Source organism: Paenibacillus sp. ACRSA, assembly GCF_022346845.1.
Lineage (GTDB): Bacteria > Bacillota > Bacilli > Paenibacillales > Paenibacillaceae > Paenibacillus.
In genome coordinates, this window is sequence record NZ_JAKRNP010000005.1 from 38,764 (window position 1) to 50,894 (window position 12,131).

12 protein-coding genes are annotated in these 12,131 nt (G+C 43.8%); 9 read left to right on the plus strand and 3 right to left on the minus strand.

Going from position 1 to position 12,131, the window contains the following annotated elements; translation table 11 throughout:
* The first annotated feature begins 1 nt into the window (after position 1).
* The 3 genes from MH215_RS15905 (at position 2) to MH215_RS15915 (ending at position 2,824) form a co-directional block, all read left to right on the plus strand.
* On the plus strand, positions 2-769 hold the full coding sequence (locus MH215_RS15905) for a thiazole synthase (RefSeq protein WP_239291398.1): 768 nt from the start codon (positions 2-4) through the stop codon (positions 767-769).
* The gene (locus MH215_RS15910; RefSeq protein ID WP_239291400.1) at positions 766-1,815 is read left to right on the plus strand and encodes a ThiF family adenylyltransferase; all 1,050 of its coding nucleotides are present in this window, start codon (positions 766-768) and stop codon (positions 1,813-1,815) included. The genes MH215_RS15905 and MH215_RS15910 overlap by 4 nt, the downstream gene beginning before the upstream one ends.
* A gap of 322 nt (positions 1,816-2,137) precedes the next feature.
* Positions 2,138-2,824: a response regulator transcription factor gene (locus MH215_RS15915; protein ID WP_239291402.1), complete on the plus strand. Its 687-nt coding sequence runs from the start codon at positions 2,138-2,140 to the stop codon at positions 2,822-2,824.
* 127 nt (positions 2,825-2,951) lie between these two features.
* Here the strand turns inward: MH215_RS15915 and MH215_RS15920 are convergent, their stop codons facing one another.
* Both MH215_RS15920 and MH215_RS15925 read right to left on the minus strand, forming a co-directional pair.
* Positions 2,952-3,452 (minus strand): C40 family peptidase, encoded by a 501-nt coding sequence (locus MH215_RS15920; RefSeq protein WP_056690059.1) that lies wholly within the window; start codon positions 3,450-3,452, stop codon positions 2,952-2,954.
* 280 nt (positions 3,453-3,732) lie between these two features.
* On the minus strand, positions 3,733-4,374 hold the full coding sequence (locus tag MH215_RS15925; RefSeq protein WP_239291404.1) for a thiamine diphosphokinase: 642 nt from the start codon (positions 4,372-4,374) through the stop codon (positions 3,733-3,735).
* A 368-nt stretch (positions 4,375-4,742) separates the two neighbouring features.
* Here MH215_RS15925 and MH215_RS15930 point away from each other — a divergent pair, with 368 nt between their 5' ends.
* Together MH215_RS15930 and MH215_RS15935 are read left to right on the plus strand one after the other, a co-directional pair.
* Positions 4,743-5,417 carry a trimeric intracellular cation channel family protein gene (locus MH215_RS15930; protein WP_239291406.1) on the plus strand — a complete coding sequence of 225 codons (675 nt, stop codon included), beginning with the start codon at positions 4,743-4,745 and terminating at the stop codon, positions 5,415-5,417.
* Positions 5,418-5,421: 4 nt separating this feature from the next.
* Positions 5,422-5,892, plus strand: a complete 471-nt coding sequence (locus MH215_RS15935) for a low molecular weight protein-tyrosine-phosphatase (RefSeq protein WP_239291408.1) — start codon at positions 5,422-5,424, stop codon at positions 5,890-5,892.
* Positions 5,893-6,052: 160 nt separating this feature from the next.
* Here the strand turns inward: MH215_RS15935 and MH215_RS15940 are convergent, their stop codons facing one another.
* A complete protein-coding gene (locus MH215_RS15940) occupies positions 6,053-6,787 on the minus strand; it encodes an alpha/beta hydrolase (protein ID WP_056690068.1) in 735 nt (244 codons plus the stop codon).
* A 256-nt stretch (positions 6,788-7,043) separates the two neighbouring features.
* Here MH215_RS15940 and pdhA point away from each other — a divergent pair, with 256 nt between their 5' ends.
* The 4 genes from pdhA (at position 7,044) to lpdA (ending at position 12,109) form a co-directional block, all read left to right on the plus strand.
* Positions 7,044-8,111 carry a pyruvate dehydrogenase (acetyl-transferring) E1 component subunit alpha gene (gene pdhA, locus MH215_RS15945; protein ID WP_056690070.1) on the plus strand — a complete coding sequence of 356 codons (1,068 nt, stop codon included), beginning with the start codon at positions 7,044-7,046 and terminating at the stop codon, positions 8,109-8,111.
* Between the two features lie 105 nt (positions 8,112-8,216).
* A complete protein-coding gene (locus tag MH215_RS15950) occupies positions 8,217-9,194 on the plus strand; it encodes an alpha-ketoacid dehydrogenase subunit beta (RefSeq protein ID WP_128101755.1) in 978 nt (325 codons plus the stop codon).
* A 176-nt stretch (positions 9,195-9,370) separates the two neighbouring features.
* The gene (locus MH215_RS15955) at positions 9,371-10,690 is read left to right on the plus strand and encodes a dihydrolipoamide acetyltransferase family protein (RefSeq protein WP_239291410.1); all 1,320 of its coding nucleotides are present in this window, start codon (positions 9,371-9,373) and stop codon (positions 10,688-10,690) included.
* A 3-nt stretch (positions 10,691-10,693) separates the two neighbouring features.
* Complete coding sequence (gene lpdA / locus MH215_RS15960; RefSeq protein WP_036613658.1) at positions 10,694-12,109, plus strand: dihydrolipoyl dehydrogenase; 1,416 nt, start codon at positions 10,694-10,696, stop codon at positions 12,107-12,109.
* Positions 12,110-12,131: the final 22 nt, after the last annotated feature.

Genomic DNA, 12,131 nt, shown 5'->3' on the forward strand with positions numbered 1-12,131 from the left:
GATGTTGAAAATTGGGGAACATGTCTTTCAGTCTAGATTATTGTTGGGTACAGGTAAGTTTGACGATTTAGAGGTGCAGTCTCAGGCTATTGAAGCCTCAGGCACAGAGGTACTTACGTTTGCTGTGAGACGCCTTAATCTTGAAGAGCGTAACAAAAGGCATTTTCTCGATATGGTAGATTTGGATCGCTACACCTTGCTGCCTAACACAGCGGGCGCTTCTACGGCAGAAGAAGCTGTTCGGATTGCTGAACTCGCCCGTGCTTCCGGACTTTGTGATATGATAAAAGTAGAAGTGATTGGCGATGGAATTACACTGTTACCAGACCCGATTGAAACGTATAAAGCCTGTGAGATGCTGCTACATAAAGGCTTTACGGTTCTTCCTTATATATCTGATGATGTAATCTTGGCGAAACGGCTCCAGTTACTTGGCGTACACGCTGTGATGCCTGGGGCTTCACCAATTGGATCAGGCAAGGGAATCATGAATCCATACAACCTCGAAGTTATTATTGAACAGGCGGTTGTCCCTGTGATTGTGGATGCTGGACTTCGATCACCTAGTGATGCTGCTCGTGCAATGGAAATGGGAGCAGACGCTGTGTTGTTGAATACAGCAGTATCTGGGTCACGTTATCCTGTGGATATGGCGAAGGCCATGAGACTCGGGGTAGAGGCAGGAAGATTGGCATATGAGGCAGGAATGATTCCAGTTAAGCGTTATGCAGCAGCGAGTAGTCCGGCGGAAGGAATGATTCATACATGATGAATGAGACGTGTTCACCTGACCAAGGAGATCGATATTCCAGACAAGAGCGTTATGCTCCCCTTGGCAAGGAAGGACAGCGCAAATTAAGTAACGGTAAAGTTTTGATCGTTGGTGCAGGTGCATTAGGAACCGGTATTGCGGAGACGCTGGTACGTTCCGGTGTAGGACATGTCACGATTGTAGATCGTGACTATGTAGAGTGGAGCAACTTGCAGCGACAGCAACTATATATTGAACAGGATGCAATGGAGAGAATGCCCAAAGCGATAGCCGCACAAAAGCATCTCAGTGCAATTAATTCCACAGTTACCGTTAAGGGAATTGTAATGGATGTAAGGGCAGATGAGTTAGAGGACTTAATTCCAAATGTTGATCTAATTATGGATGCAACAGATAACTTTGATACGAGATTGTTGATCAATGATATGTGCCAGAAATACCGCATTCCATGGATATATGGGGGATGTGTCGGCAGTTATGGAATTACGTACACATTTGTCCCTGGTGAGACACCTTGTTTGAATTGTTTGCTGGGAGAGGTTCCACTTGGTGGCGATACTTGCGATACCTCAGGAATTATTCCTCAGGCTGTACAGATGGTAACAGCGAATCAAACAGCCGAAGCGCTGAAATGGTTAAGTGGCCATCCAGAGGCGTTAAGACGGAAGTTATTATCCTTCGATCTATGGCGCAATGAATACATTTCAATTAACGTGGATGGTGCGAAAAAGCAACAATGTGCTTCCTGTGGTGAAACAGCGACTTATCCGTATCTCTCTGCTTCAAATCTGGAGAAGACGGACGTGTTATGTGGCAGAGACACAGTACAGATTCGCCCGGCACGCCCAACAAAACTTGATCTAGAGCATACAGCTGAGCGCTTACGTGGACTTGATGAAGGTCAGGTTGAGGCTAATCCCTTTTTAGTTTCGTTCACAACGGGAGCGCAACGAATGGTTATTTTCCAAGACGGACGTATTCTGGTGCATGGAACGAAAGATACGGCAGAAGCGCGAACGCTTGTACATCGTTACTTTGGTTAAGTGTTGAATTAACCCGACAAACATTAACGATATGATCTAACGATTTAATTAGAAATATGAAGCAGAAATATGATGTGAAGATTTGAATTCAGTATACAAACCCAAGATACAAACCCAAGATACAAACTCAAAATACAAACTCAAGATATACACCCCAGAGATAAACTATCTAAGTCCATTCCTAAAGGAATGGACTTTTTGGTTATGCGGCATGATAAGCAGATAACGAAATGCTGTTCTGCATCTTTGTGTTTATTCGTGATCCTTATTCATTGTGCAGAAATATCATGGCGAAGTTTGAGATAAGCCGGGTGAATACTACATGCAAACATCCATCCTTTTGGTGGGAACGACAGAGCGAATCACATCCATTAAAGATGTGTTACTGAATCATTCATATACTGTTGTGGAGTTTAGTTGGCAACAATTGCAACAAGAGCGAGATGCACAACTGGAATCGATCCGTATGATCATTCTCTTGCATGATACGGATTCACGGGGAGAATTGTCGGAAGGTCTTGAGCGGTTAGCTCAAAAGAGTAAGCCTGTCCCAATAGTGGTACTTACATACAAGGCAATGAATGAAGAGATTGTTCATTGGCTTGATTTTGGGGCAAACGATGTAATTGTAGAGCCTATTCACTCCAGTGTCCTATTGGCACGGATTCGTAATTTGTTAAGACTATTTGTGAGTGTAGACCAGATGGATGAAGAGGTCATCGTTGTGCATGATCTTAAAGTGAATTTGCGTTCTCGCCGAGTGAACCGTGCGGGAGAATATTTGATGTTAACACCTAAGGAGTACGAATTGTTGGAGTATTTGGCTCGTCATGTTAATGAGGCGTGCACGCGTAGTATGATTTTAAGTGAAGTATGGGGATACGAATTTGCAATGGATACGAATGTTGTGGACGTATATATTAAACACCTACGCGTAAAAGTAGACAAAGGGCGACCCCAGAAATTGATCCATACGGTACGTGGAGTGGGTTATATGCTTCATACCTGAGTATTGGGGATTGATCAATAATTATGGATGGTTCTCTTGATACCCTGTAGCAAATTAGAACAAACAAAAAGAACCGAATCCATGGATTCGGTTCAATTCAAGTTGTCCGTATCGTTGCAATTAAGCTCTATAGTACGCGACGAGCTTTGATATAGGTTCTTTTCCAAGTACCAGAGTCCAAATCTGACAGAGTTACACCCGGAGATCCGTAAGTGTGGAGAATCTTACCATTTCCTGCATATACTCCAACATGAGTAACGTTAGAACCAGTAGAGCGGCTACCGCTGGAGAAGAAGACAAGGTCGCCTACACGTAGGTTAGCTTTAGATACAGCTTTACCTTCTTTGGATTGCTTCACGGATGTACGTGGCAAGTCAACGCCATATTTCTTGAAAATATACTTCATAAATGAAGAGCAATCAAAATACTTCGTTGTTGTGGTTGAAGCGCCAAATTTATATGGAGTTCCAGTGAACTTTTTACCATAGTTAACAATTTGCTGTCCAGTTGATACCGATGCGGTTGCTGCTTGTGCAACGGGTGCGTTAGTCATAAGAACTGCTCCAAAACCAAGTGTAGCGCACAACCCGACGGTTACGGCCTTTTGGACTAAGATGTTTGTTTTCATGTAAGTACCTCCAAAATTCGTTTTCGTTAAGTTGCTAGAGCTACTATAACAGGTTTGTAACAGCCTAGAAATTGGATAGGAGGACACAATCCCTTGTGTCGCAAAGCATTGGGTATCATTATTAAAAAACAATTAAAAATGTCAAAAAATTAATCATTGACGGACATCAATTTGGAGAAAAATAAAAAAGACCCTTGATATTCAAGGGTCTTTACGTGGATTCCACTTAATGTACATTTGAAACATGGGTTACAAAAACGTAACTATTTAAGATTCTAAGTTAATCTTTGCTCTGGATGATTAGTAATAATCCACTATCAATAGAGACGGTTCCAGACTTACCTAACAATTTGTTACTGATCCCTAATGACTGTCCCATCCGCAAGGTTGCTTCATGCAGCGGGTATTGGAATCCTTCTAAGCTAATCCCCGTTACTTCTGGTGTCAAAGGTAACAAAGAGACATACTCATAGCCATGGTCTTCGACTACGGCTTCGGAAGTCGTTAACATCATGAGGTTATTTTTGTCTTGCAGAGAACAGGAGATATGACGCTGCATCGCGCGAACCATAATATGTACGTTTGCCAAAGTGTGATCCATGCGTGTGCCTGTAGCACCTAACATTAGAATATGGGTCGGCTCGTGATCCAATGCTGTCTCAAATGCCATCTCTGTATCTGTCCAATCTTTAAGTACAGGATCCACCACAATCATCCGTCCACTTTTTTCACGAACTAATTGTTGTTCTTCTTCTGTAATGGAGTCAAAATCCCCAACGGCGATATCCGGCGTAATGCCATGTTCAATGAGGAATAACGCCCCGCGGTCTGCTGCGATAATCATGTCATCCTTATGAAGTGCCTCTAGGAACTCAGCAAACAGCTCCCCACCAGTAAAAATGACAATACGTTTCATGGTCATTCTGTTCATCCTTCCTTCTAATGAAGAAAGTATATCATTTTTTTATGTTAATTCGAAACTCTACTATCAGATGTAGCTATACTTCATATGGGCTCCTATTTCTAGAAGGAAGGTCATGTGGGGTTCTAAATCCAAAAATACAACTGCGAAATGTTTGAGAACATTAGTATAGATATGCGGATATTTATAGAGCAGGCGTATAGTAATATGAATAAATTGATGTTTTTTTACTGAATTGCAGGTTAGTTTAATTCGATTTCAACAGAATACACGTACATTTGATAAAATGTTGTTGCTTAATTTTAGTACTCGCGGATACAATGGGTAGAGCGACATGGAGATGACTTGAAAAGTGAGGTTTGAACAGGTTGGACTTACACATTTTTGAAGTATTCAGTATTATAGGGACGATTGCATTTGCGATGTCCGGTGCCTTTGTGGCGATGGAAGAGGAGTATGATATCCTAGGAGTGCTGGTACTGGGTCTGGTGACAGCCTTTGGCGGAGGTATAATCCGTAATGTGCTGATCGGAGTGCCGGTAACTACTTTATGGAGTCAGGGCGGTCTTATTATGCTGGCACTGGTATCAGTTGCCGTTGCATTTGTTCTTCCTTTGCAATGGATTAGTCATTGGAAGCGAACCGAAGCGCTGTTTGATGCGATCGGACTTGCGGCATTTGCAATTCAGGGTGGTTTGTACGCTGCCAAAATGGGACATCCCGTGAGTGCAGTGATTGTAGCTGCAGTGATGACTGGTATTGGCGGTGGGATTATCCGGGACTTGCTCGCAGGACGGAAGCCGCTCGTGTTACGTGACGAAATATACGCAGTGTGGGCAATGGCTGCTGGATTTACAATTGGAATGGGTTGGTTCACAAGCAATATCGGGCTGCTAATCTGCTTTGCAGGGGTTGTGTTCTTTCGGATGTGCTCTGTACATTACAAGTGGAAACTGCCACGCCGCTCACTTGTTGTATCGGACAGCGTCCAACCACAGACAACACAGACTGCGTTAAGTCATACGTTAAGCAAGGGGGAATAATGAAATGATTCGAGTTTTATTCGTTTGTCTTGGCAATATTTGCCGATCACCTATGGCTGAAGCTGTGCTGCGCCACAAAATTGAAGAGCGCGGACTAACACACCAGATTGAAGTTGATTCAGCAGGAACAGGGGACTGGCATGTAGGTAAACCTCCTCATGAGGGAACTCGTAAACTGTTAGATAGCGTTCAAATCTCTTATGCCAATATGGCTGCAAGACAGTTCGCAAGTAATGACTTCGAGCAATTCGATTACATTGTCTGCATGGACAACTCTAATGAAGCGAATGTTCGCAAACTTACAGGTGGTGCAGATGCAGATATCATCAAACTGATGGATCTGCTACCTCATGAAGTGCTGCGTGAAGTTCCCGATCCATATCATACTGGCAATTTTGAGGAAGTGTATCAATTGGTTGATGCAGGCTGTGAGGTATTATTGGAACGAATTACTGCAGAACATGCATTGGCTTAAGATTTTGTAAGGCACTTTGTACAAAAGTAATGGAATGAATTTAAGTAGAGCTGGGTTAAAGAATAACATCCAGCTTTTTTATTGCAGATAAATGTAAGCGGTAACATAGAAGAGTGAAACAAAAGCGGCATATCAGCCGCTTGTTCAGTTGAATACAATATTAATTTTCTTGAAGAAAGTATAACAGTGCTTCTGGCAGTTCCTTTTGCCAAAATCCCCATTGGTGGTTTCCTTCTTTCTCTCTATAGGAGACGATCGCACCACGTTTATCCAATAAATCACGTGTATCTCGGTTCAATTGAACAAAGTCATAAGTTCCTGTGTCTGCTTCGAAAGCCGTTTCTTGCAAACCAACGATCATCCAGATGGAAAGCCAAGACAAATTCTCTTCTGCGGCATAGATTTCTTGGGAAGCTGAATAAAAGGCTCCGGACAAGCTAATGACGCGATGGAACAGATCGGGATAGAGCAGGGCAAGATGCAAGGATACACTGCCGCCGAGTGAGTCACCAGCCAAGACACGTTCTTGCGGTGAGCGGCGCACAGGATATTTCTCTTCTACATAGGGAATAATCTCTTCAGCGAAGCAAGCGGTATAAGCCTTAAATCGATCTCCGAAGGGAGCGTACTCCTGTGTCCTTACAGACACGTCAACTTGAACCCCAACGATGATGAAAGGCTCAGCACCCTCATCTAGGATAATGCGGTTTGCTGTTGTAGCGATTCGTCCAAAATTAAAAAATTCTTCGCCATCCTGACAATAAACGACAGGATAACTAAGCAGTTCATTGTAGCCAGGCGGAAGATAAATTCGTAGAGTCCGCTTCTCTCCAAGATAACGACTTTCAATCTCTTCCTTTACAATTGTGCGTTTCAAATAGCGAGAATCCGTCATAAAACGTCACCTTTCTCGGTTTTATTTTTGCATTCGACCGCGCAATACGGTAAGATTAACCTTATGCGGGTTTAGGTAAAAAACGCAAACATGTACTATGCTGTTATACCAATATTAGAACCCTGTTATACATACAATCCGAAAGAAAATATAAAAAAATTACGGATATCTTTGACGTATGCAGTGAAACAGGTGTATAATAATATTATAACAGCGGAACTTGATATTCAAATTTTTTGTTGAGGTGAAGAAAAAAATGAGCAAGGTTCCTTATGAAGTATATACGGAGGATGTAGAAGCTCTGTCCGTGCTGTCTCCTGACGGCGAAATTGTTAACAAAGACATGATGCCTAAGCTTTCCGACGATCAATTAAAAGAAATTATGTACCGCATGGTATTTACCCGTACTTGGGATGACCGTGCAGTAAACCTGGGCCGTCAAGGTCGTCTTGGTTTCTATGCTCCAGTATCTGGTCAAGAAGCTACAATGGTTGGTAGTGAATTTGCAATTGAAAAAGAAGACTTTGTATGTCCTGGCTATCGTGACATTCCGCAACTCGTATGGCATGGACTTCCTCTTTATCAAGCATTCTTGTACTCCCGTGGACACCAACATGGTGGACAAATTCCCGATGGCGTTAATGTATTGATGCCACAAATCATCATTGGTGCACAAATCCTGCATGCAATGGGTATCGCTATGGGTTACAAATTGAAGAAACAAAAGCAAGTTGTTATTACGTACACAGGTGATGGCGGTTCTTCTGAAGGTGACTTCTATGAAGGTCTGAACTACGCTGGTGTATACAAACTGCCAGTTATCTTCTTCGTACAAAACAATGGTTATGCCATCACAACTCCTTTTGCTAAACAAACAGCAGCTCTGTCCATCGCTCACAAAGCGGTAGCAGCAGGGATCAAAGGTGTTAAAGTTGACGGTATGGACATCTTCGCTGTTATCAAAGCTGTTCAGGAAGCTGCTGAACGTGGACGTAACGGAGAAGGCGCTACATTGATCGAAGCGGTAACTTACCGTTTCCGTCCTCACTCCCTTTCTGACGATGCTTCCAAATATCGTACAAAAGAAGAAGAGGCTGAGTGGAGCGTAAAAGATCCAATCGCACGTTTCGCTAAGTATCTGGAGAAAAAAGGTCTGTGGACTGAAGAAGATACAGCTCGTGTGAAAGAAGAAGCAAAAGCTAAAGTAAACGAAGAGATCAAAAAAGCGGAAAAAACCGAGAAAATGACGATTTCAGGCTTGATCGACAGCATGTTCGAACAAACGCCTAAGCACTTGGAAGAGCAAAAAGCTGATTTCCAATAAGTTTTTTCCGATAAAGCATAAACATCCGGCGCCAGTTATGGTGTCTCGGTATACATGTATGAATTCAAATGTGAACTGTCAATGTTTAAGGAGGAAATGAAGCAAATGGCACAATTGAACATGAAAGAAGCAATCCGTGATGCGCTTCGCGTTGAGTTGAAACGTGATCCTAACGTTCTGCTTTTCGGTGAAGACGTAGGTAATGTAGGCGGTGTTTTCCGTGTAACGGAAGGTCTGCAAAAAGAGTTTGGCGAAGAGCGTGTATTTGATACTCCGCTGGCTGAGTCCGCTATTGGTGGTCTGGCTGTAGGTTTGGGTATCCAAGGCTTCCGTCCAGTAGCTGAAATCCAATTCGTTGGTTTCATCTTCGAAGCACTTGACCAAATGGTAGTTCAAGCTGCTCGTATGCGTTTCCGCTCCGGCGGAAAATACAATTCTCCAATCGTATTCCGTACACCATTCGGTGGCGGTGTAAAAGCGGCAGAATTGCATACAGATTCTCTGGAAGGTTTGCTCACGCAAACTCCGGGTATTAAAGTAGTAGTTCCATCTAACCCTTACGATGCAAAAGGTCTGATGATTGCTTCTATCCGCGACAACGATCCTGTATTCTTCATGGAACACTTGAACCTGTACCATGCTTTCCGTGCAGAAGTGCCTGAAGAGGACTATGTTGTTGAACTGGGTAAAGCGAACGTTGTTCGTGAAGGTTCCGACGTTACGATCATCACTTACGGTATGATGGTTCACACTTCCGTTAAAGCAGCGGAAGAGCTTGAAAAACAAGGAATCAAAGTTGAAGTAATCGACCTTCGTACGATCAGCCCGATTGATATCGATACAGTTATTGCTTCTGTTAAGAAAACAAATCGCGCAATTGTTGTACAAGAAGCTCAAAAGAGCGCAGGTGTTGCAGCTGAAGTCATTGCACAAATCAATGAAAAAGCAATCCTGCACTTGGAAGCACCGGTACTGCGTGTAGCAGGTCCGGATACTGTATATCCTTTTGCACAAATCGAAGATACATGGCTGCCTAACCCAGCACGTATTGTTGCTGCGGTTAACAAAGTCGTAAATTTCTAATTTAATCATCTGACATGCCGCAAGGCGCAGTATGGTGATTCACACCGCAGCGTAGGCTGCACTGTAAACAGCCATTAGCCCCTTGAGTAACAGTTATTTGCATTAGCAGTAACAGTTGGTTCTTGGAGTTAAGGGTTGTTTTCAGGATTGAGCACATAATCAAGGAGGTTTTTCAGTTGGCTAAATTTGAATATAAATTCCCTGAACTAGGCGAAGGCCTTCACGAAGGCGAAATCATCAAGATGCACATCAAAGTTGGGGACAAGGTAACTGACGACGATATCATCATGGAAGTACAGAACGATAAAGCGGTAGTTGAAGTACCTTGTCCGGTTAACGGAACAGTTACTGAAGTATTCGCTAAAGACGGTCAAATCTGCCACGTTGGTGAAGTTGTAGCAATCATTGACGCAGAAGGCGAACTTCCTGAGCAAGACGACGCTCCTGCTGGCGATCAAGGCGAGCAAGAGAAAGATGCAGCTCAAGGTGGAGCTGACACTAGCGGTTCTTCTGCGGCAGCTTCCAACCCGGATGCAGCTAAAGAAGGCGGAAATAACAGCGTACCAGCAGTACCTGCTAAAGACGTTCTGGCAACGCCAAGCGTTCGTAAATTCGCTCGTGAACAAGGTGTAGACATCGCTCAGGTTAACGGTACTGGCAACAACGGTAAAGTAACCAAAGAAGATGTTGAATCCTTCAAAAATGGTGGCGGTTCTTCCGCAGCGGCATCTTCCGAAGCACCTGCTCAAGAAGAGAAAAAATCCGCACCAGCAGCTGCTGCAGCTGCTCAACGCCTTGAAGAAGAGCGCGTACCGTTCAAAGGTATCCGTAAAGCGATCTCTAACGCAATGGTTAAATCGGCTTACACAGCACCTCACGTTACAATCATGGACGAAGTTGACGTAACTGAATTGGTTGCTTTCCGTACTCGCATGAAACCAATTGCTGAGAAAAAAGGAACAAAAGTTACTTACTTGCCATTCATCGTTAAAGCATTGGTTGCGGCTTCCCGCCAATTCCCTGCTCTGAACGCAATGATCGATGAAGAAGCTAACGAAATTGTTTACAAAAAATACTACAACATCGGTATCGCTACAGATACAGACAACGGTTTGATCGTTCCTGTTATCAAAGATGCTGATCGTAAATCCATCTGGATGATCGCTGACTCTATCCGTGATCTGGCAGCTCGTGGTCGTGAAGGTAAACTGAGCGCGAACGAAATGAAAGGAAGCACAATCTCCATCAGTAACATCGGTTCTGCTGGCGGTATGTTCTTCACTCCGATCATCAACTTCCCTGAAGTTGCTATCCTCGGAACTGGACGCATCAGTGAAAAAGCGGTTATCAAAAACGGCGAAGTTGTTGCAGCACCAGTAATGGCTCTTTCCTTGAGCTTCGACCACCGTATCATCGATGGCGCAACTGCACAAAACTTTATGAATTACATTAAACAGCTTCTCGCTAACCCTGAGTTGCTTGTTATGGAGGTGTAAGATATGGTAGTAGGCGACGCTTCTCTCAATATCGACACATTAGTAATTGGTGCAGGACCTGGTGGCTATGTAGCTGCCATCCGTGCTGCACAACTGGGCCAAAGCGTATTGATCGTAGACAAATCCGAGCTGGGCGGCGTATGTTTGAACCGCGGATGTATTCCATCCAAAGCTCTGATCTCTGCTGCACACCAATATGAGTCTGCACTTCACGGTGAAGCATTTGGGATCTCCGCTGAGAACGTTAAAGTAGACTTCAGCAAAACTCAAGAATTCAAAAACGGCGTTGTTAAGAAAATGACTGGCGGCGTAGCTGGTTTGCTCAAAGGCAACAAAGTTGAAGTTTTCAACGGTGAGTGTATGTTCATCAACGAAAACGAAGCTCGTGTATTTAACGATCACGAGTCACCACGTTACAAGTTCAAAAATGCAATCATTGCAACAGGTTCCCGTCCAATCGAACTGAAACCTTTCCCGTTTGGCGGACGCATTCTGTCTTCAACAGAAGCATTGAACTTGCCTGAAGTACCAAAAAGCATGATCGTAATCGGTGGCGGTTATATCGGCGCTGAGCTTGGTCAAATGTACTCCAAATTCGGTGCTAAAGTAACAATCATCGAAGGTTTGGATACTGTATTGCCAGGATTCGATAAAGACATGACTAGCCTTGTGGCTAAAAACATGAAGAAAACAGGCATCGAAATCGTAACGGGTGCAAAAGCTGAAAGTGCTGAGCAAACGGATAAAGATGTAACTGTTAAATATTCTGTAAATGGTGAGTCCAAAGAAGTAACTGCAGATTACCTGCTTGTTACTGTTGGACGTCGTCCAAACACAGATGGTGAGCTTGGTCTTGATATGATCGGTGTTGACGTTGACGAGCGTGGATTCGTTAAAGTTGACCACCAAGGTCGCACTAGCATTCCGCACATCTTCGCAATTGGTGATATCGTATCTGGTCTTGCTCTGGCACACAAAGCTTCTTATGAAGGTAAAGTGGCTGCTGAAGCAATCGCAGGACAACCATCTGTAGTTGACTACAAATGTATGCCAGCTGTTGTCTTCACAGATCCAGAATGCTCCAGCGTAGGTTACACTGAAAAAGAAGCTAAAGAAAAAGGTTACAAAGTAAAAGCAGGTAAATTCCCTTATGCGGGTAACGGCCGTGCAGTATCTTTGAACCATGCTGAAGGCTTCGTGAAAATCGTAGCTGACGAAGAGAGCGGCCTTGTACTGGGTTGCCAAATCGTTGGTCTGGAAGCTTCCAACCTGATTGCTGAGCTTGGTCTTGCAATCGAGATGGGCGCAACTTTGGAAGATCTGGCGCTTACTATCCACGCTCACCCAACTTTGGGCGAAATCGTGATGGAAGCAGCGGAATTGGTTATGGGTCACCCGATCCACATCATCTCCCGTTAAGATCCTCTAAGCTTCGGATTCG